Origin of the sequence: Vibrio litoralis DSM 17657 (genome assembly GCF_000426765.1) — a bacterium.
In the GTDB taxonomy this organism is placed as follows: domain Bacteria; phylum Pseudomonadota; class Gammaproteobacteria; order Enterobacterales; family Vibrionaceae; genus Vibrio; species Vibrio litoralis.
Genome location: NZ_AUFZ01000016.1, coordinates 364032 through 386299 on the forward strand (window position 1 = coordinate 364032; position 22268 = coordinate 386299).

Consider the following 22268-nt stretch of genomic DNA (forward strand, 5'->3'; position numbering starts at 1 on the left):
TTGTGTTTAGTTAGAAGCGCGTACTAAATCTGAATCATCTGTTTTGGCACTTTTCTTCAGTAAGTAACCGAATACTAAGATGGCGATAGCACAGCCAAGGAACAGAGCGCGGCCCCACATTGGGTTTGGAATCAGTACCATAGCGGTTAAACCGTAACCCATGTAGCTCACAAGAGTACCTAGTTTGTGACGTTGCATACGGTCAACTTCATCTTGGCCTTCTTCTGCAACACACTCAGTATCAACATCTTCGAAGAATTCTTTCGTTTGTTGTACGTATGGGTCTTTTTCTTCTTTGTAGAACAAGGTTGTTGCACAGAAGAAACCAGCAGTAATGAACAAGTGAGCGGCGATGGTAATCATAGTCTTAAAGTCTGAAGTTTCGCGACCTGTTAGTGAATCAATACCGAACCAGCCTGCAACGAAGCTTGGAGTGAATACTGTTACTACTAGGTAAGAAACGAACATACCCACTACTACTGTTGCCCAAGGAGCCCATTTTGGTGTCTTACGGATAATGATACCCAAGAACAGTGGAACTAGGATTGGCGATTGTAGTAGTGTCGCAACTTGCATCATTAGGTCGAACAAGCTTAGGTGCTTCAATGAGTTGAAGAACTGAGCCATTAGAATTACTAAGATACCGTTAATAAGACATGCTAATTGACCAGCACGTAATAGTTCTTTATCAGATGCTTGACCTTTACGAACTACAGTTGCGTAGAAGCTACGTACAAAGATACCAGAGTTACGGTTAAGTGCTGAATCCATAGAAGACATGGTTGCCGCGAACAGACCCGCCATCAATAGGCCAACAGTACCAATAGGCATAACTTCACGAGCAAATACTAGGTAAACCGCATCAGAAGCTTTTGCACCTAATTCTGGGTAGGCTGCTGCTGCATCTGGGTAAAGAATTGCAGTTGCCCAAGGTGGGATAAACCAAACAATCGCACCGAAGAACATCATGCCAAGCGCCATTAGTGCCGCTTTGCTAGCATTCTTTGAATCTTTCGCGTTAAGGAAACGGTAAGACTCTTGCATGTTGTTGATACTTTGTAATTGCTTAACTAGGAAGAATAAGCAAGAACCAACAAGTAGCATAGGGTAGTTCATGTCAGGGCCAATGAAGAAGCCACCAGGGAATTCAGTAACGATTTCACCTGGGCCACCAACAACCACTAGTGCAACAACCGCACAAGCAATAGAGATAACTGCAACCACTAAGGTTTGAATAAAGTCAGAGGCAACCACACCCCAAGCACCACTGATTAACGAGATAGCTAATACGGCTGCACCAGTTACGTAGATAGTAGTGATGATGTCTGCATTAAATACTGCAGAAGCAAATACACCTAGGCCGTTTAACCATACACCTGCGTTGATTACGCTTAGTGGGATGATTACCCAAGTGAAGAATTGCTCATTCACAGAACCAAAGCGGCGACGAACACCTTCAGTCGGAGTATCGACACGCATTTGGCGGAAGCGGCGAGCAAAGTAGAAGTAAGCAAAGACATAAGCCAACATGTTGCCGAAGAAAACAAATAAGATAGCGAAGCCATCTGTAAATGCTTTACCCGCAGCACCTGTGAAGGTCCATGCTGAGAATTGAGTCATAAAGGCAGTAGCACCTACCATCCACCAGAGCATTTTACCGCCCCCACGAAAATAGTCACTGGTACTATTACTTGCCATTTTTTTGAATAACACACTGATAAGAATCATCAATGCGAAATACCCGGCTATTACGAGGTAATCATAGTTCATAGTCATCATCCTGAAACGTTGTTTTAATTTTTATAAATAATAATGGCGAAATGGAAATTAAACTGTGCGCAAAATCAAAACAAGGGTTCATTATTTATAATCTGGGTTGCAAATGTGAGGTTAGTCACTCTATTTTGCTTTGACATAGGTGGTGGGCAACACTTTTGATTTTTTTGTGTTGCTTATTTCTATATGAGCTACTAAGAGCGTTTTCTGCTCAATTTATGAGATGAGGGCAATACTTTTTCCTGATCATGATTGGGACGTAACGAAGTTTTTTCTAGCGTGTAGATTGTTTTAACTGATATGGCAATAGGTTATTTTTAAGGGAGTTGACAGCTTGCTATCAGAGATACACTTGAGGATACCCCTGATAGCTGATGAGAGTTTTAAGGAAGTCGTCTATAAAATTTGGAGGGTTGAAGTAGTAAAATCGAAGTAATAGTTATTTTGATCATCGTCAGTTCGTAACGTGAAGTAAATCGCTTCATTCGTTTGCCACTTCACATTGCAAATGTTGGCGTCGCCTGATAAATCATGCAATACCAGACTTGAGAAAAAAGTTTGCTTACTACGTATTGTTAGATAGGCAATGTCGCTGGTGGCCGGATTGTCAGGCCCGTAACCGGTTACTAGTTGGCAAGGGCTATTAGTGTGAATTTGCTGATGAAAATTAGGTTGCTGTGGAATCTTGTAACTAAGCTCACGCTCAATAACCTGATCGAGTTTGTGACAATCAGTCAGGCGATGTAGGGCATGCTTAAAAGGGGATGAGATCGTTTGCCAATCTGTATTTAGGGTATGCTTACCTCTTATTAAGTAGTGTAAGGCAATGTCATTTTTTTCGTGATTTTGAACCGAGCTAATATCAATAACACACCCATGAATCCATAGAATGGTGCGTCGATATGAAATGGAGCGATACGCGTCATTATTCCATTGAACAATGGTATGACTATCCACGTTCTCGGCGCTAGTTGTCCAGTCAGCTAAGGTATCAATAATAGTAAAATCTTCAGTTTTGTCGTATTTCAATACCTTTGGGTTATTGGGCGGCTGATTAGATTCATTGACCACTAGTGTATTGTGGGTTGCGCTATTTTTATAGTAGGCATAATGCAAATTTGCCCCATAACCTGTTGTGCCTAAATCAGGAAGAATTTCATACCCGTGGCGGCATAAAATCAAATTAAGTCGATCATAATGATCATGCTCGCCACCAAAAGGAGCATGTTTTACCAACATGAAATGTCGACTCAGAGAAGAATATTCGGTGGTATAGCCACAATCTGGATGATGAGACGATTGGCATGAGAGGTTCTTTATCTGCTTTAGTGTCTCTACACCATAAAGTAGTGCTTCTAAATTATTTCGCTCTTCTTGGCTATAAATGTATTGCAACGCTTTGTGCAAGATTTCAAATGGGTATTCTCTGAACCCAAACTCAAATACTTCAGAATGGATGACTTGTTCTTGCCCCGCAATGCAGTCATTAAGTCGAGGTAAATTTCCGTTGCTCATAATTAAATTAAGCGGGAACTTTAACATTTTAAGTAAGTTAGGATTAATCGATAGTGAGTGCTGTGTTTTATAGGCGATTTTTTCGTAGGCGAGCAGTGATTGTAGGGCGTAATAGTGATAATGAATAGAACCTTCAAACCACATACCTTCACCAATACAGCCATGGTTAAGCTGATAATGTAAACCATAGTCTGAAATTAAGGCAAAACTGATATAGCGAGAATCATTTAAGATTAGGCCAATAATTCCAACGGCGGCGTTAATTTTGATCTCGTGGTTATGTAGCTGAGGAGTACGGTTTTGGATTAAAAATTCTGCCCCTTCTCTTAATAAGCTCGTTTCAATTTTTTCACGTTCAAACTCATAAATATCCTGACAGATAAAATCATAACCACGGGCAAAATTAATCATGCAATTAGCTTCACACAAGGTTTGTGCGTTGATTTTTCCTGGACCGTTATAAGGAATATCCCCATGAACTTCATAGTGGGGATAACGAATGGCGTATTCAAGTAGGATGGATTTTACTTTCTCTAAATAAATAGGTTCTTGGGTCAGTTGCCATAATAAGCCCAACTCATAGCAAGCCTTCGAATTGAGATCATTTAACCAGCGCCACCATGCACTGTTATAAGGTTCGCCAGTGAATACTTCGCCATCTATCGGGCAAGCGTGTTGAGTGGAGTTGTATCTATTCCATGTAAGTCTAACGCCGTGGTGTGGGCAGTAATAGTATAAATTCCAACTAGAACGAGCATCGGGCGGAACCAAGGTATCGCTGGTTAGAATGATGTCATTATCTTGTTTTAGCTTCTTAATAATTGATGAAGTGACGTGAGCTCGAATGTTCAAGATTTCTTCATCATTAAACTGCAACATATAGACCTCTGATAGAAAACGAATAATGGGCGACCTACAATGGCCGCCCTTATTATCTTAGGTTTAGCGTTTTAAATGCTTAAGAACTCGTCACTTTTGGTGCTTGGGTTTCTAACCCAATTTTGGCACTTTTTAGTAGTAACCAACCTACGGTGAATATTACTGCTCCACAGAATAGGAAAGCAATTCTTCCCCAAAATGGATTCGGAATTAATATCATTGCCGTGACCAATGCCCCAAAGATTAGAATCAATTTACCCAGCATGTTGCGTTGCTGACGGTCAACAATATCTTGTCCTTCGCTTTCAACCACTGGTGTATCCACATCTTGCCAGAATTCTTCGATTTCTTTTTGACGTTTAACTTCTGGTGCCTTGTAGAATTTAGTGGTTAGGCAGAAGAAACCACCCGTAATAAATAAGTGACCAATAACACCATTCATTACTTTAAGATCCGAAGCTTCTCGGCCTGTAAAACCATTTTCTAGGTTGAGCCACTGCGCAATAACTTCTGGAGTTATCACAAAACTCACGACATAAGATACCCCGATACCGACTATAAGTGTTGCCCATGCTGCCCAGTCTGGTGTTTTTCGAATGAAAATACCGAAGAATAAAGGTACTAAAATTGGCATTTGCAATAAGGTACTTACATACATCATGGCATCAAATAAGCTTAATCCTTTTAGTGAGTTGATGAATAACGCAACCATAATAATGAGTACACCAAACACGAGGGTCACAATTTGGCTAACACGCATTAATTTTCGGTCAGTTGCTTTATTATCGATGAATATTGAATAGAAGTTACGTACGAATACGCCAGCGTTTCGGTTTAGCCCTGAATCCATTGATGACATGGTCGCGGCAAATACCGCTGCCATTAGTAGTCCAACCATGCCTGCTGGCATTACACGTTCTACGAAAACAAGATAAACCGCATCTGCTGCTTTCTTACCGAGTTCTGCCGAGTGAGCAAGAGCGGCATCAGGATATAATACTGCCGTTGCCCAAGGAGGTAGGAACCAAATGATGGGACCAATTAGCATTAAAATAAACGCAAGCAGCGCTGCTTTACGAGCATTGGTTGAATCTTTAGCCGTTAAGAATCGATAAGAGTCATTCATGTTATTAATATTTTGTAGCTGCTTAACAAACATGAAAATAAACCAACTAATAAACAGTAGGGGATAGTTCATACTATTGCCCATAATGGTATCAGCAGGAAATTGTTCAATTAAGTTAGATGGACCGCCTACTTTGACAATCGCGGCAACTGCACACACGACGGTAACAGCCATGATCACGACCATTTGAACAAAGTCAGAAGCAACGACTCCCCATGAGCCACCAATCAGGGATATGAAAAGAACGATTAAGCCAGTAGCGATAATGGTTGTGGAGATATCGATTTTAAAAACTGCGCTGACAAAAAGGGCTAATCCATTTAACCAAATACCAGTGTAAACAATACTTGTTGGCATGGTTGCCCAAGTAAATACTTGCTCATTGGTTGCCCCAAAGCGACGTCTTACCCCCTCAATAGGAGTGACGGTGCGCATTTGGCGAAAGCGGTATGAAAAGAACCACCAAGATAATAAGAAACCAAAAGCATTCGCCATAAAAATGACGAGGATAGGGAAACCATCTGTATACGCTTTTCCCGCCGCCCCAGTGAAAGTCCAGGCGCTAAATTGTGTCATAAAGGCGGTAGAGCCTACCATCCACCAGAGCATCTTACCGCCCCCGCGAAAGTAATCACTGGTTGAGCTACCAGCTAATCGCTTAAATAAAAAACCTATTATCACCATAAAGACGAAATATACGGCGACCACTAAGATGTCGATGTTCATTATATTCTCCTAATTATTATTTTTTGATTCCTACCTTCAATCGAAATCTTTATGGAACTAGGAGATTTGACGTACTTAGGTTTTTATTACGCGTGACAAAGATCACGCTGCTAATTTCATTTTGTGATCACAATATCTCTTTATTTTGGGCTATTTAGAGATTCGCTCCTTTTAGACGGTGGTGATGAGTAATTAAGGTTAATTTACCTGTAAATGATTGATTTATTATTTTCTTGTTATTTTTGAAGTGATAAAGATCACAAGTTTTTTCAAGGAGAGTGATGACGGTCACGGTTTGTATCTGTATGAGAATATTAAAAAAATCAGAGCGATTAAAAAGGGAAAACACAGGCAAAACTCAAATGGAGTTCACATGAAGAAAGTAATGCTACCGTTATCTTTATTAATACCTTGCTTAGCATTCAATGCTACGGCTAATTCGGATGTACGCTTTATTAGCTATGATGGAGAAAAATTAGCTGAAAATAAGCAGCAACTCGATAAATACTCATTAGCAATGGATACGCTTATTTCATCTGCAGATAAAGCGTTGAAACGAAAAATTGATCCTGTAGTCAATAAGACATTGCTACCGGCTAGCGGTAACAAGCATGACTATTACAGCTTTGGCCCTTATTGGTGGCCGAATCCAGACACTAAAGATGGCCTCCCTTATATTAGGAAAGATGGTGTCTATAACATGGATACAAAAACATCCGCAACTGATAAGCAACGTATGATCACTTTTGCTAAAGACGTGAAGAGCTTAGGTTTAGCATACTACTTCACCGGTAATGAAAGTTACTCAGAGAAGGCAAGAGAACAGTTAGTTGCGTGGTTTGTCGATCCTGATACTCGTATGAATCCAAACTTACAATATGCCCAAGCGATACCCGGTATTGTTGATGGCCGTGGCATCGGGATTATCGATAGCCGACTTTTAATTGGAGTTATGGACTCGGTTGAATTGATTAAGCCGGAATTAAATGAAGACGAGTATAAGGCGATTGTAAAGTGGTACACCGATTTTACCCATTGGTTAGTGACTAGTGATAATGGGTTTGAAGAAGATAATTGGCATAATAACCATGGTACTTGGTTCGATGCACAAGTGGTTGCTTTTTCAATTTTCACTAATCAAATGGATCAAGCCAAGCAGCGTTTGAGAATTACTCAAATGCGCCGAATTGGTAATCAGTTTGATATCGAAGGCAAGCAACACGCTGAATTAGAAAGAACCAAACCCTGGCACTATTCTAACTTTAATCTAGAAGCTTATAACTTATTGGGACATTATGGTGAGCTAGTTGATGTGGATGTTTGGAATTATAGTGTCGATAAGCATTCACTGAAAAATGGTTATAAGTACGTTTCTAGTGCCATTATTAATCCTGAATCATGGACTTATAATGATCAAGAGAAAAAAGACATGAAAACGGCTTATATCAATATGTTAACTGCGAAAGATGTGTATAAAGATAGTGACTTTGATAAGGCTGTATCAGCACTACAAAAAGATCATCAGAACTTAATTGATAACTTATTATTTTAATTTTATTTGGCATTGTTAACGGTGGTACATAATGATGCCAGATTTTTATTATCTATATTTAATTTTAGATGATTATTTTTCCTTTATAGAGTCGTTATTCCTCTAATTTTTAACCCATTATAGGTGAGTGAAGTTAAGATGTTGCAGTTTACTCAAGAAGAAATGCTTGCTATTCGTAACAAAGTGACGAGTAGCATGTTAAATAGGTTAATTGAAGATAATAAAATGGTTATTTCTAACCAGACATTAATTACACCCGATAACCGAGCAACTTGGAATTTGTATTATTTCTGCCCTGAACATGCAGTCCGTTTAGATTGGAAATGGGATAAACCAACCGAGCATTGTTGTCCTATCGATGGAAAAGCTTTTTATGGGGAGCCTTACGATGGTGCTTGGTGGCGTGGGCTTAATGGATTAAATTCCAAAGCCTGTTATGAGTTAGGTTTATTATGGCAACTCACCCAACAGATAAGTTATTTTGAAAAAGTAAGAGAGATTTTACTTGGTTACGCAAAACATTACCCAGATTACGAACCTCATGGTGGTATCCCATATAACGGTCCAGGTAAAGCGAATGCTCAAACTCTTTGTGAAGCCAACTGCAATTTAGATTTTGCTCGTGGATACGATTTTATTCGTGACCAACTCTCAGTGAAAGACAGAGCCTACATCGAAAAGCGACTACTACGTGAAGGTGCGGAGTTTTTAATAGATCATAGAGCCGATCAATTACATAATCATGAAATGAAAACCAGTGCGACTATTGGCCTGATTGGGCTGATTATTGACGAGCCAGAATATATTGATTTTGCTCTTAACTCTAAATATGGGCTGAAGTATCAGCTTGCAGAAGGGGTAAATTCAGACGGTATGTGGTTCGAAGGCTCCATACATTACCATTATTATGCTTTACAGGCTTTGCTGGCTTTTGAGAAGGTAGCTCACCGTACTCAATATAGTGTTCATGCCGATCCTAATTATTACAAAATGTTGGCTTTCCCTCTTTCTTTGCTTAGTGTCACTGGGGATTTTCCGCGATTGAATGATTGTATCGCTGGACAAGAGAAACTTTCACATAGCCATCTTTTTGAGTTTGCTTATCGTCAGTTTGACGATCCTTTATTTGCACAAGCGCTTATCAATATTTATCAATATTCATCGCGTGATAATTTAGATGCGTTGTTATATGGTGTGTCTGATTTACCCACCTTGTCACCTTTATTGTGTCAGCCACAACATGCACCTACCTCTGGCTTGACGAAAATGTACGATGAGCAAAGTGGTAATATGCTGCTGCTAAAACATACTCCTTATGGTGGTGAACACGATCACTATGATCGATTAGGTTTAATTATTTGTCGTAATGGGCGAGAAATTCTGCCGGATATCGGAACTACAGGTTATGGGGCAGAGCTTCATTACGGTTATTACAAGAATACAGCGACTCACAACACATTAGCAGTGGAACAAAAAAATCAGCCACCTGCCACTCCAAGATGTTTGGATTATCAGCAAACGAGCGCCTTCACTTTTGTTGATACGCTGGTGGATTGGTCAGAAACCGCGATAGAACTTGATAGCCATACTATTAAGCAGTGGGATGATGAAGCATATTTAAATGTTAGCTATCGACGAAGTATTTTATGGTTAGCTGATATTGCGATTGATATTAATCAGGTGCTCAATCCGCATAATAAACAGCTAGATTTAATTTGGCATGTGCGTGGAGAGTTATGTGAGCAACAATCTTACCAAGAGTTGAGTAATCCTCTGAATGGTCCTTTAAGTCGTATGCATAGCTGTCGTCAGCATTCTATTCAAGGTTTACATAGTTACCATTTTGATATTCAAGACCAGCCTAAATTTCATTTTCATTTGTATTCACCACAACATTCGGCGGTTTTAACTGGTCGAGCACCAGATAACCCAGCAACCCAAGATCTATCCTATTTATTGCTTAGAAATAAAGACACGTCTTTTAAAGCTTTAGCAATTTATGACCTAACACTTTCACAGAGTATTACTGTTGATTGTGTCGAATGGAAAAATGAAGTTATTCAGTTGGAATTAACTCAAGATACGGTAAAAAAGAAAGTGGAAATAGACTTAGAGAACTCTAAGGTTTTCTTTAGTTGAGCAATTATTACTGATTTTAAAAGACGCTACGACATTCCAACCAATAAAAAAACCGAGCTAATTTGATAGCTCGGTTTTGTTTTATAGGTGACTGGTAACGTAGTTTAGTCGAGAATTTTCGCTACATCAGCTACTAGGGTAGCCAGCTCATCCCATTTTTCATCGTCAATTAGATCGGTTGGGATCATCCAAGTACCACCACAAGCAAATACTGCCGGAATAGCGAGGTAGTCGTTGACGTTTTTAGGGCTAACACCACCGGTTGGCATAAAGCTTACTGGGTAAACCGCAGTAAGTGCTTTTAGCATGTTTACGCCGCCTGAAGGTTCAGCAGGGAAGAATTTTAGTGTGTCTAGGCCGAGTTCCATGGCTTGCTCAACTAGGCTTGGGTTGTTAACACCCGGTACGATTTGTACGCCGCGTTGCTGACAGTATTTAACGGTCGTTGGGTTAAGGCCCGGGCTTACTACAAAATCGACGCCCGCTTCAATAGACTCATCCACTTGCTTAGTGGTTAATACTGTTCCAGAGCCGATAAGCATATCAGGGTAAGCTTCACGCATGTTTTTAATTGCTTGTGCGGCTGCTGGAGTACGGAACGTAATTTCTGCGCAAGGTAGGCCATTTTCGACTAAAACTTGTGCAAGCTTTGCGGCTTTATCAGCGTCTTTAATTGCAATAACAGGAACGACTTTTATTTCACTTAAACGTTGTTTAACAGTTGTCATGGTTTGTCCTTAATAATACGGATATTAGTTTAATTCAGGCATTTCTTGCGCTGGTATAATCGCGCCACGGAAACAAATCACAGTGCCGGCAAGTTTATGTCCCATTTGTGCAGATTCTAGTAAGCTGCCCCCAGTCAGGCGCTTGGCTAAGTAACCGGCACTGAATGAATCGCCAGCTGCGGTGGTATCTACAATGTTGCCGACTTTTTGTGGCGCCACTTCAATGCGTTCATCTTGGGTAATAACAAAACACGCTTCTCCGCCACGTTTAATCACAATCTCATTGACGCCAAACGCTTGAGTACGGTCAATCGCTTGTTGTTCGCTCGTATCACCGTATAGCATTTCTTCGTCATCATAAGTTAAGAAAGCAATATCGGTTAGCTTTAAAATCGCTTGATAGGCTTGCTGAGCTTGTTGTGGGGTTTCCCATAGAGCAGGGCGGTAGTTGTTATCAAAAGCAATTTTACAGCCTTGCGCTTTGCAGGTAGTCAGAACCGTCACTAATTTATCTAGTGCTTCTTTGGGTAAAATTGCCAAGCTTACGCCGCTTAAATAGATAAGGTCATATTGGCTGAGTGTGTCAATAACGGCGCTTTCAGATTGTTCAAGTAGCCAGTAACGAGCGGCTGCATCACTACGCCAATATTGGAAGCTGCGCTCGCCATCATCTGTGGTTGAGATGGAGTAAAGGCCGGGTAATTTTTTCTCTGAGATATGCACATGAGAAGTGTCGATGGCTTCTTTGTTCCACGCCTCTAGCATGGCTTGGCTAAATGGATCTTTGCCTAAGCCAGTCACATAAGAAGTAGTGATCTCTTTATGGGTAAGACGAGAAAGATAAAGGGCGGTGTTGAGTGTGTCACCACCAAAACTTTGTTTATAGAGTTCATCACCGGCTTTTTGTAGTTCCACCATACATTCACCGATAACCGCAACGCGACTGACTTGCATAATATTTCTCCTAAAAACGTAATGAACCTATTATCTGTAATTGAATTGTTGTGGTCAATTAAAATGGAACGTTGTTTCGTTTTTTGTGATTTGTGTGTGTTTTTAGAAATGTTAGGCAAAAAAAAAGCCGATCTGGGGAGATCGGCAAAAAGTAGGTACATCATATGAAGTGTTACGGTTTTACAGTTAGGTTTTAGCGATTAAGCTAAAATTTCTTTTACAAATGCTTTGATTTCATCATCTTGGCAGTTGTCGAAGAAACATTGTTGGAAACGTTCACCGGTTACGGCTGTTTTCACTAGTTCTGTATCGATAGCACGTAGCGTATCTAGGTAGTTTTCTTTGCAAACAGCAGCTTTAACTTCACCTAGGATACCTGCGTTGCGAACTTGAGGTTCTTTACGCTCAACTGGGTAACCTTCGCCACGTGGGCCAGTGAATGCTTTTTCGAAGATGTAACGAGCATTAAGCTCAGCAGCCCAACCAAAGCCTTTCGCAAATGCTAGAGCAAGTGCGTTACCGTTGTTGATTTGGTTGAATAGGAATGCATCTGATGGATCTAGGCAGTAACCACAAGCCACACCTGGGTGTAGGTTAAGTGACATCATTGCACCTTGGCCCGTACCACAACCAGCAATAACAAAATCAACCGCTTTAGAGTTAAGTAGGATGCTCGCTTGAATACCAAGGTGGATATACGTTAGATGATGATCGTTTTCATCGCTCATACCTACGTTAGCAACCGTGTGACCCATAGGCTCAACAACGCTTGTTAGTTCGTTAAGAATCGTTGCGTTTTTGCCAGCTTGGCTGTTTTCCATCATTAGTGCGATTTTCATTGATATTCTCCAATAGGAAACTGATAAATTTTTAGTTTTGCTTGCCTAGGTCAGATTGAAACTAGGCAAGCCAATAATTGATTATTCGATGAAGTCTTTACGCATTGGGGTAAAGTTATCTAGCAATACGCCAGCTTTTAAACATTTACAGCCATGCATAATGTTAGGTTCTTTATAAAGCGCGTCACCGGCTTTAACAATTTTAGTCTCATCACCGATAGTAAATTCAAATTCACCTGATAATACGTAGGTTAATTGTTCATGTGGATGATTATGAAGGTAACCAACAGCGTTATCTTCAAAATGAACTTCCACTGACATGATGTTATCGCTATAAGCTAAAATTTTACGCTTAACACCATCACCTAGATCTTCAAGTTCAACGTCTTTACCGTGTACAAACATAGTAATTCTTCCTCTATTAACGTGCTAACCAGCCGCCATCAACAGCAACAGTGTAGCCATTAATGTAGCTTGCTGCATCAGATGCTAAGAATACACAAGGGCCAGCTACGTCTTCTGGTTTACCCCAACGGTCAGCAGGAATACGCTCAAGAATAGCGGCATTACGGTCTTCATCTGCACGTAGTGCGGCAGTGTTGTTCGTTGCCATGTAACCTGGGGCAATCGCGTTTACATTGATGTTGTGCTTCGCCCATTCATTAGCCATTGCGCGAGTGATGCCCATTACTGCACTCTTAGATGCAGTGTAAGAAGGTACGCGGATACCACCTTGGAAAGAAAGCATTGATGCGATGTTGATGATCTTACCGCCATTGCCTTGAGCGATGAATTGCTTAGCAACCGCTTGAGACATGAAGAATACGGTTTTAGAGTTGATGTTCATGACATCATCCCAGTTCTGCTCAGAGAACTCGATAGCATCTTCACGGCGAATGATACCGGCGTTGTTGACTAAGATGTCAATTTGGCCAAATTCAGCCAGTGCTTTCTCAATAATTGTTGGGATGTCGTCTTGCTTTAGAAGGTTTGCACGAACATCAAGGAAAGTGTGACCACCTGCGTTCATTAGCTCGATGGTTTCTTCTGGTGCGGTGTAGTTAACACCAACCACTTTACAGCCTGCTTGTGCTAGCCCTAGAGCCATGCCTTGACCAAGACCAGTATCACAACCAGTAACAATTGCTACTTTACCTTCAAGATTAAATGCATTCAGAATCATAGTTATTTCCCTTAGTGCCTAGCTTGGCAATTAATAAATACAGTGTTTTGCTTCAGTGTTGTCACAGTAGCAATAGTGAAACGTGTTTTCAATAATTTTTAAAAAGCCGTTTCATTAAAAGTGACGGAAATCTAATTTATTCAAAATACTTGAGTTCTATTTCATTTTTTTGAACTGGTCGTTTTAAAAAAAATGGCATACGTATAGAATGAGGCTGTTAATTGAAATCTTATTTTATGAATTTGAAGGTATAAACAGCTATGGATAAAGGAAAGCAACCCGATGCCGTTTCATCAGTGATGAAAGTATTTGGTATTTTGCAAGCCTTGGGTGAGCAAAAAGATATCGGCATCACTGAGTTATCCCAGCGTCTAATGATGTCAAAAAGTACGACATATCGTTTTTTACAGACAATGAAAATGTTGGGTTTTGTGGATCAAGAAGGTGAAGCAGATAAGTATTCATTAACCTTGAAGCTTTTTGAAGTAGGCGCTAAGTCTTTAGAGTATGTGGATATTATTTCACTTGCTGACAAAGAGATGAGATACATTTCTGATCAAACAAACGAAGCGTTGCACTTAGGTGCCCTAGACATGGACCATATTATTTATACGCATAAAATAGACTCTAACTATAATCTGCGTATGCAATCTCGTATTGGTCGTCGTAATCCTCTTTATAGTACGGCAATTGGTAAGGTTCTGTTGGCTGATCGCACTGAGGAGTTTGTGCGTGAAACATTGAAAGATGTTGAATTTATTAAGCACACCGAAAAAACCCATGAAAATGTTGATCAACTATTGGCTGAATTAAAAATAGTAAAACAACAAGGGTATGCGGAAGATAATGAAGAACAAGAGCCTGGTTTGCGTTGTATTGGCGCACCAGTGTATGACCGTTTTGGTCATGTGATCGCAGGGTTATCGATTTCTTTCCCGACGATTCGTTTTGATGAAAACAGAATGTCTTATTATGTCGATTTACTCCAAACGGCTTGCAAAAATATCTCAGAGCATTTGGGATATCACGAATATCCAGTGTCTAAAGCATCGTAATAAGAATAAAGAAGAGATAAAAAAGCAGCGTTGTGCTGCTTTTTTTGTGCCCGAAAGCAAAGTTTTCATTCTTTTTATTATATTTGAAATAACGTTTTGATATTGTGTTTAAAAGTTTTTTGAGGGTTCATTCGATGAGTAATGCTTTATTACCTAACATTTATGATTTTGTGGTACGTATTGATCCTTTCGATAAGTTACCAGAATCAGTGGTTAAGGAAGTCGTTAGTAAAGTTAAGATCACCTATTTATCAAAAGGTGAAGAAATTCATTTTAGCTCGAATTGTGAAGAGCGCTTTCTTTACATTATTCGTACCGGTGCCGTTGAGCAGCGGATGAAAGATGGCTCGTTACGAGCAAGGCTAGGGGAAGATGATCAGTTCGGGTTTACTTTCTTAGAACCTCTGGCCGACAGTGAAGATGGTTACACAGCCGTCGCGTTGACAGATAGTTTACTCTACCTTATCCCTCATTCGACCTTACAAAATCTTCTTAAAGAGAACCCTCAGTTTTCTGAATATTTTGACACTCGAGCTCGGGCAAGGTTGAACTCAGCGCTTTATCGGGTTACTCCTGATAATAAAGGGCCTTATTACCGTAAGGTTTCCGAAATCGCGAGTGAAAACATCGCAATAGTAGATAAAAACACCAGCATTAAACAAGTCGCTGCTTATATGTGTGGCGAAATGCGTTCATCTTGTGCTGTGGTGAAAGATGGCAATGATATTGTTGGTGTGATTACTGATAGAGACATGACCACGAGAGTCGTGTCACAAGGTATCGACACCGAGCAACCTATTTCGATGGTGATGACGACGAATCCGCAGTTGATCCATTCCGATGCGACGGTTTTAGAAGCCATCTCATTAATGATGCAATTTAATATTCGTTGCTTGCCGGTGGTTCAAGGTCAAAAAGTGATTGGCTTGATCACCACGACTCATCTTGTTCATAACCACAGAACCCAAGCGTTATTCCTCATTGAAAAAATTAAATACTCCAATTCCATCGAATCACTTAAAGCACTAAAAGAAGAGCGTCAAACCATTTTCTCTTCTTTAGTGGAAAGCCAGGTAGGTTCACATATCGTTTCTTCGGTAATGTCGATGATAATGGATGCCTTTAATCGACGTATTATTCAACTAGCAGAGGAAACATTAGGCCCTGCACCGTGCGATTATGCGTGGATTGTTGCTGGCTCACATGCACGTAATGAAGTGCATTTGTTATCCGATCAAGATAGCGCTCTTATTCTGGATGACTCCGCAACCTCAGCTGATATGGCATATTTTACCCATCTAGCCATGATCGTCTGTAATGGGTTGGATGCCTGTGGTTATCCGTTGTGCGATGGTAAGTATATGGCTGCAACGCCGAAATGGTGCCAACCTTTATCTCGCTGGAAAGAATATTATCGTAAATGGGTAGGTACACCAGAATATAACAAGCTGCTAAATATCAGCGTGTTTTTAGAAGTGCGATCTTTGTATGGTAATGCTGAATTGGCCACTGAATTACAACAGCATTTACATGATTGTATTGAACAAAGTCACCGTTTTATTCCGTCATTGGTACGTGATGCGATTGATACCCAACCACCACTTGGCATTTTCAATAATCTAGTACTCGAAAAAACCGGAGATAACAGCCGTACACTAAATATTAAAAAATACGCTTTAAACCTGATTATTGATTTAGCACGTATTTATAGTCTCTCGGCGAAGGGGACGCTCACTGGAACGGAAGAGCGCTTTGAGTGGGCATATCAACAAGGCGTGATGACCGAGCAAAGCTATAAAAATATCATTGGTGCTTATCGCTTTATCACTCAAGTTCGTTTTACTCACCAAAATGAATCGTTGAAATTGGGTAACAAGCCGGATAACCATATTGATCCACAAACATTCAGTAGTTTTGAACGTAAGCATTTAAAAGATGCCTTCAAGATCATCAATGAGCTACAAGATGGCGCAAAACTTCGCTTTACCAAAGGATAGGTCATGTTAAAAGCGATAAAAACGCATTTTCACCCTCTAACTAAGATTGAAAAGCAAAGACAAAACATTCAGGTTCCAGAGACAGCTTCTCCCGAATTAAAGCAATTATTAACGACACCATTATTGCCACCCGAGACGCTGTTGAAAGAGGTGGAGTTCCTGGTATTGGATTTTGAAACTACTGGGCTTAACTTTCAGCAAGATAGCTTATTGAGTATTGGTAATATTCAAATGAAGCAAAACCAAATTGATATGGGGACCGCGGCACATTGTTATGTGGATGATAATCAGGCGATAAAAGCAGAAAGTGCCATCATCAATCACATCACGCCACAAATGCTTATCGAAGGGGATAGGCTTGATGAAGCTATGAATCGCTTATTTAGTAAAATGGTCGGTAAAGTTGTGATGGCGCATGGTGCGGTCATTGAAAGAGGGTTTATCCAAAGTTACTTACAAAAAAAATATGGCTTAGAAACCTTTCCCGTTATTTGGCTCGATACATTGAAAGTAGAAAAGCACTTAACGTTTCATCAGAAAACGACCGCATTAGAGCTTCAACTTAATGATGTACGTAATCGCTATGGCTTACCTAAATACAATGCACATAATGCCTTAGTCGATGCGATTTCTACTGCAGAGTTATACTTAGCGCAAAAGAGTAAAATCTTTGGTCAGAATGCAAAAACGGCCACCTTAGGTGATATGTGTAACCGTGCGACTTGTTCTAACTAACTTAGCTACTTACACCTAGCACTCTTTTTATACAAAAATATTACTATGCAAACCACGTCGGCTCAGAGTGGTTTGCATAAAGTACCTATTCCTCTGCTGACGTTCAGCGCACTTTAGTTCTTAACTTCTTTTTTATACCTAAACACCTTCCCACTATTTCAAAAACTATTTGTCATTCTCACCTAAGTCAATGTTTTCGGAAAATCCTGAATATGATCTATATCAACTAAAGAAACGTTGTTTCAATAAAATTGTAGCTCTAGTTCACAAATGTAATTTCTCATATATAAATGCTATTGATCATATATGAATGATCGTTAATCTCTAGTCATCACTAAGGAGAAATCGATGTTTATTAATTACAACAGTAACCCAACGGATGCCAAAAGTTATGACACTTCTCGACTAAGAGAAGAGTTTCTTACGGAAGATTTATTTCAAGATAACCAAGTTAAGGTTGTGTATAGCCACATTGATCGAATCGTTGCGATGGGGGTTTGTCCAACTGAGCAAGTGTTAAAGCTTGATGATGTAATGGACAAGAAAGCCTTCGGCACCGATTTCTTTTTAGAGCGTCGTGAACTAGGGGTCTTAAACTTAGGGCCAAAAGGTGCGGTTCGCTGTAAAGGTGAAACCTACACGTTGGAATACCTTGATGTTTTATACCTAGGTAAAGGCGAAGAAAATATTGAATTTGAATCATGTGACTCAGCTGAACCTACGTCATTCTACTGCCTAAGTGCACCTGCGCATCATACTTATCCATCTCGCATTATTCGTCGTGAAGATGCCAAACGAGTTGAGCTAGGTTCACAAGACAATGCCAACGACCGCATTATTACCCAATACCTTCACCCAGACGTATTACCTACGTGTCAATTATGCATGGGTGTAACGCATCTTAAGCCGGGCAGTGTTTGGAATACCATGCCAGCGCACACCCATGAGCGCCGAATGGAAGCGTATCTTTACTTCAATGTGAAGCCTTCACAAGTGGTCTTCCATTTTATGGGTGAACCACAAGAAACGCGCCACATTATTGTTCGTGATAAGCAGCTAGTGCTGTCACCAAGCTGGTCGATTCACTCTGGTTGCGGAACACAAAATTACAGCTTCGTCTGGGGAATGGTTGGAGAAAACCAAACCTTTGATGATATGGATTTTGTCGATATGAATTCAATTAAATAATGAATAGTAAATAATAAAAATTATACGGAGAGAATGACATGTTTACTCGTACCTCATTGAAAAAAGCAACATTGGCAGCGGTTATTGGTAGCGCGCTGGGAATGTCTTCACTCGTTAATGCGGCGACAGAAATTAAAGCAGCATTTAACCAGTCAAACCAACATCCCCAATATGTTGCACTGCAAGGTGTAGCTGAAAAATTAGAAAGAAAAACCGAGGGTCGCTACAAACTTTCGATTTTTCCGAACGAACTACTAGGTGACCAACGTGCAGCGCTAGAGCTAGTACAAATGGGCTCCGTTCAAATGGCGGTTGTAGCAAACCCATTGGTTGAAAACTACGATAAAACGTTCCGTGTGATCGGTATGCCATATATTTATACCGGCCCTGATCACCAAGAGAAAGTTTTTACCTCTGGCATGCTTGATGAGCTTTTTGCTTCAACGAATAAGTTTGGTTTTGAAGTATTAACCGCTTATACCGCAGGCGCTCGTAGCATGTACACCAAGAAAGGTCCGATTAATACCATCGAAGACATGAAAGGTGAAAAAATCCGTGTTATGCAGTCTGACACTATGATCAAAATGTTGTCTTGCATGGGCGGCACTGGTGTAGCAATGGGGCAAGGTGAAGTGTACAGCGCCATTCAACAAGGGGTTCTTGATGGTGCAGAAAATAATGAAATTACTTATGCAGACTTGAAGCAATATGAAGTCGCGCCTTACTTCTCTTCAACTCGTCACTTAATGGTGCCAGATTTGGTGGTGATCAGTACGGATTTCCTTGCTTCGATGCCAAAAGCAGATCGCGATATTTTGGTTAACCTAGTCAAAGAAAGTACCCAAATTGAGTTTGAACTTTGGAATAAGCAAATTTCAGAAGCGAAAGCGATTGCTCAAGCTAAAGGCGCGAAATTTAATGATGTGGATATTAAACCATTCCAAGAAAGCTGTAAGAGCCTGCAGGACAGCTTAATTGAAACGCCAGCGCAAAAAGAACTCTTTAAGCAAATTACAGAGCTGAAATAAAAACCAATATGGCTGGATAGAATTTATCCAGCCTTTTTTAAGGTAAAGAGACATGTTAAGTGGTAATGAATCTAAATTATTATTGGCGATGAATAAGGTTAAATTCCTCGTTGATAAACTGATTTCTTGGACATGCATCGCGATTGTTGGCGCTATGACGGCATTGGTGACATACCAAGTTATTTCACGGTATTTATTTGATAGTCCTAGTGGTGTGAGTGAGGTGTTGTCTAGGTACTTATTTATTTGGTTGATCTTTTTAGGTAGCGCTTATGTTTTTGGTTTGCGTGAACACATGAGCATTACTTTTGTTAAAGATAAATTTTCGGAAAAAACCAAAATCTATCTCGATATGTTTATTGAGCTTGTCATCGTAGTCTTTGGCTTTTCTATTATGGTTTTTGGTGGCTACAACACGGCAGTAAGACAAATGTGGCAGCAAGATTCGGCATTGCAAATCCCAATGGGGACGATTTACTCGGTTATCCCAATCAGTGGTGCAATCATTTTATTTTATTTCTTGTGCCATGAGATCGGTTTTATTTCTCGCCTTAAAGCATTAAAACAAAAATAATAAATAGAAGGAAATAGCAATGGATATGGCACTTCTTGCCGCACTGATCATGTTCGGTGGTGTGGTCTTTTTTCTTGTAATAGGTACGCCTATTAGTATCGCGGTAGGTATTTCATCTTTTGCGGCGATGTTGGTTATTCTACCAATGAAAGGTGCAATGCTGACTTCTGCTCAGCGAATGTTTGTTGGGTTAGACTCATTTGCTTTACTCGCAATTCCATTTTTCATACTGGCTGGCAACATAATGAATAATGGGGGGATCGCGATAAGGTTAATTAATTTCTCTAAGATTATCAGTGGCTTTTTCCCTGGCTCTTTAGCCCAAACCAACGTTGTATCAAACATGTTATTTGGTTCAATCAGTGGTTCTGGTGTCGCTTCTGCGGCAGCAGTCGGTGGCATCATGTCACCAATTCAGAAAAAAGAGGGTTATGACCCTGCATTTAGTACCGCAGTGAATATTGCCTCCGCGCCAACAGGCATGTTGATCCCACCAAGTAATACACTGATTGTTTATGCAACGGTAGCCGGTAGTGTATCTATTTCTGCATTGTTCATGGGGGGCTACTTGCCGGGTCTGTTGTGGGGCCTAAGTGTTATGATCATGGCGGGCTTTATGGCCAAACGCCGTGGTTATATTGCCAAACATAGCATGACATTAGCTGACTGTTGTAAAGTGACGATTGATGCGATCCCAAGCTTATCGCTTATTGTGGTAGTGATTGGCGGGATACTGGGCGGGATTTTTACTGCAACAGAAGCTTCTGCCATTGCGGTCGTTTATTCACTGATTTTAAGTTTGGGCTATCGCTCACTTGATATTAAAAAACTGCCTGAGATATTTTTAAGTACGGCGAAAATGTCGGCAATTGTTATCTTCATGCTAGCAACGTCGTCAATCATGTCTTGGGTAATGGCATTTACTCAAATTCCAGCCATGATTGCGGATAACCTGCTATCGGTAACCGACAATCCAATTATCATTTTATTGATTATCAATGTGATCCTTTTGTTTGTCGGAACCTTTATGGACCCGACCCCAGCAGTTCTTATCTTTACTCCAATCTTCTTGCCAATCTGTATGGCATTAGGAATGGATCCGGTTCAGTTTGGTATCTTACTAGTGTTTAACTTATCACTCGGGACGATTACTCCACCAGTAGGGCCGATTCTCTTTACTGGCTGTAAGGTGAGTGGGATCAGTATTGACAGTGTGGTTCGTACATTATTGCCATTCTTCTTGGCGATATTCCTTGTCTTGATGTTAGTAACTTATGTTCCAGCTATATCAATGGCGATTCCTGAAATGATGGGGCTGATAGGTTAATTGTCTACAGGCCTTAGGTTTAAAATCGATAAAGCTCCATGCCATGTGGAGCTTTATTTTTGTGCCCTTTAAAATTGGTTTCTTAGTAAGTGAAATGAGTATAATCAGATTGAATATGCACGAGTGAGTAGGTGATAAGAATTTGGAACAGATACAAAAAACAGAATATAGAGCGCCAGCATTAGAAAAAGGCTTAGAAATACTTGAACTACTTGCATGCCAAGCTGAGCCGTTAACCAAAAAGCAGATTTCTACGCAACTGAATCGCAGTGTGAATGAAATTTTTCGCATGCTGAGTGTGTTGGTAGAAAAGCAATATATTGAGTTTGATGCTGATACCGCGACTTATGTATTAACATTAAAGATGTTCGCTTTATCTAACCAAGCTCCGCCAATCGCGCTATTACTGAAAAAAGCACGACCTCTGATGGAAACTCTAAGTTATTCGGTCAATCAGTCATGCCATATTAGTCGATACAGTAATGGTAATTTGGTTGTCATTGCGGGCCAAGAGAGTCCTTATAAAATGGGCTTTAGTCTACGGATTGGTGCCGAATTAGATATCGGTGCTTCAGGCTCTGGTTTGGTATTGCTGAGCTTTATGGAGCCAGATAAAAGGTCTGAAATTTTAGCTCAGCAAGATGGCTTCACATCGGAAAATTTGGATGTTATTGCTAACAAAATAGCGATGATAGAGCAGCAGGGTTATTACGTTGGAGAGAGTCCTCAAATATCCGGTGTCACTAATATTTCAGTACCAATCTTTGGCGTACTAGATGAAATTGTTGCGGTTATTACGGTGCCTTATATGACGTTAAACTCAAAAACAGTGAGCCATGATATTGCCGACATTGAAAAGACTCGCGATGAGTTATTGAAAGTGGCAGGGAAACTCCACCAAAGATAAATGTGTTGGATAAAAAAACCGCTAATTTTAAATTAGCGGG

The 22268-nt window shown here is 40.3% G+C and carries 18 protein-coding genes; 10 read left to right on the forward strand and 8 right to left on the reverse strand.

From position 1 onward, the window contains the following. Positions 1-6: 6 nt before the first annotated feature. From K358_RS0104870 to K358_RS0104880, 3 genes are all read right to left on the reverse strand, one after another. On the reverse strand, positions 7-1770 hold the full coding sequence (locus K358_RS0104870; RefSeq protein ID WP_027695763.1) for a sodium:solute symporter family protein: 1764 nt from the start codon (positions 1768-1770) through the stop codon (positions 7-9). Positions 1771-2172: 402 nt separating this feature from the next. After that, a complete protein-coding gene (locus tag K358_RS0104875; protein WP_027695764.1) occupies positions 2173-4170 on the reverse strand; it encodes a heparinase II/III domain-containing protein in 1998 nt (665 codons plus the stop codon). Positions 4171-4249: 79 nt separating this feature from the next. Continuing rightward, positions 4250-6022, reverse strand: a complete 1773-nt coding sequence (locus K358_RS0104880; protein ID WP_027695765.1) for a sodium:solute symporter family protein — start codon at positions 6020-6022, stop codon at positions 4250-4252. A gap of 373 nt (positions 6023-6395) precedes the next feature. On the opposite strand from K358_RS0104880, the gene K358_RS0104890 reads away from it, so the two are divergent. Both K358_RS0104890 and K358_RS0104895 read left to right on the forward strand, forming a co-directional pair. Then, positions 6396-7574: an alginate lyase family protein gene (locus K358_RS0104890; protein ID WP_083962752.1), complete on the forward strand. Its 1179-nt coding sequence runs from the start codon at positions 6396-6398 to the stop codon at positions 7572-7574. Between the two features lie 138 nt (positions 7575-7712). Next, positions 7713-9713, forward strand: a complete 2001-nt coding sequence (locus K358_RS0104895) for a heparinase II/III domain-containing protein (protein WP_027695767.1) — start codon at positions 7713-7715, stop codon at positions 9711-9713. Positions 9714-9817: 104 nt separating this feature from the next. On the opposite strand, the gene K358_RS0104900 is transcribed toward K358_RS0104895, so the two are convergent. The 5 genes from K358_RS0104900 to kduD all read right to left on the reverse strand — a co-directional run bounded on the left by K358_RS0104900 (position 9818) and on the right by kduD (position 13417). Further along, positions 9818-10441: a bifunctional 4-hydroxy-2-oxoglutarate aldolase/2-dehydro-3-deoxy-phosphogluconate aldolase gene (locus K358_RS0104900; protein ID WP_027695768.1), complete on the reverse strand. Its 624-nt coding sequence runs from the start codon at positions 10439-10441 to the stop codon at positions 9818-9820. Between the two features lie 24 nt (positions 10442-10465). After that, positions 10466-11395 (reverse strand): 2-dehydro-3-deoxygluconokinase, encoded by a 930-nt coding sequence (gene kdgK, locus K358_RS0104905; protein ID WP_027695769.1) that lies wholly within the window; start codon positions 11393-11395, stop codon positions 10466-10468. 200 nt (positions 11396-11595) lie between these two features. Continuing rightward, on the reverse strand, positions 11596-12234 hold the full coding sequence (locus tag K358_RS0104910) for an RpiB/LacA/LacB family sugar-phosphate isomerase (RefSeq protein ID WP_027695770.1): 639 nt from the start codon (positions 12232-12234) through the stop codon (positions 11596-11598). Positions 12235-12315: 81 nt separating this feature from the next. After that, a complete protein-coding gene (locus tag K358_RS0104915; RefSeq protein WP_027695771.1) occupies positions 12316-12639 on the reverse strand; it encodes a cupin domain-containing protein in 324 nt (107 codons plus the stop codon). Between the two features lie 16 nt (positions 12640-12655). Continuing rightward, positions 12656-13417 (reverse strand): 2-dehydro-3-deoxy-D-gluconate 5-dehydrogenase KduD, encoded by a 762-nt coding sequence (kduD, locus tag K358_RS0104920; RefSeq protein WP_027695772.1) that lies wholly within the window; start codon positions 13415-13417, stop codon positions 12656-12658. Positions 13418-13677: 260 nt separating this feature from the next. Between kduD and kdgR the strand changes: the two genes are divergently transcribed. From kdgR to K358_RS0104960, 8 genes are all read left to right on the forward strand, one after another. Further along, on the forward strand, positions 13678-14472 hold the full coding sequence (gene kdgR, locus K358_RS0104925; protein ID WP_027695773.1) for a DNA-binding transcriptional regulator KdgR: 795 nt from the start codon (positions 13678-13680) through the stop codon (positions 14470-14472). 134 nt (positions 14473-14606) lie between these two features. Then, complete coding sequence (locus K358_RS0104930; protein WP_027695774.1) at positions 14607-16469, forward strand: DUF294 nucleotidyltransferase-like domain-containing protein; 1863 nt, start codon at positions 14607-14609, stop codon at positions 16467-16469. A gap of 3 nt (positions 16470-16472) precedes the next feature. Beyond that, positions 16473-17204, forward strand: coding sequence for an exonuclease domain-containing protein (locus tag K358_RS0104935; protein ID WP_027695775.1), 732 nt, complete (start codon positions 16473-16475; stop codon positions 17202-17204). Between the two features lie 348 nt (positions 17205-17552). Then, positions 17553-18392 carry a 5-dehydro-4-deoxy-D-glucuronate isomerase gene (kduI, locus tag K358_RS0104940; RefSeq protein WP_027695776.1) on the forward strand — a complete coding sequence of 280 codons (840 nt, stop codon included), beginning with the start codon at positions 17553-17555 and terminating at the stop codon, positions 18390-18392. A 38-nt stretch (positions 18393-18430) separates the two neighbouring features. Further along, a complete protein-coding gene (locus K358_RS0104945; protein ID WP_027695777.1) occupies positions 18431-19420 on the forward strand; it encodes a TRAP transporter substrate-binding protein in 990 nt (329 codons plus the stop codon). 52 nt (positions 19421-19472) lie between these two features. After that, a complete protein-coding gene (locus K358_RS0104950) occupies positions 19473-19994 on the forward strand; it encodes a TRAP transporter small permease (protein WP_051241192.1) in 522 nt (173 codons plus the stop codon). 19 nt (positions 19995-20013) lie between these two features. Further along, entirely contained in the window at positions 20014-21321 is a 1308-nt protein-coding gene (locus K358_RS0104955) for a TRAP transporter large permease (protein ID WP_027695779.1), read from the forward strand. A 142-nt stretch (positions 21322-21463) separates the two neighbouring features. After that, positions 21464-22228, forward strand: a complete 765-nt coding sequence (locus tag K358_RS0104960; RefSeq protein WP_027695780.1) for an IclR family transcriptional regulator — start codon at positions 21464-21466, stop codon at positions 22226-22228. Positions 22229-22268: the final 40 nt, after the last annotated feature.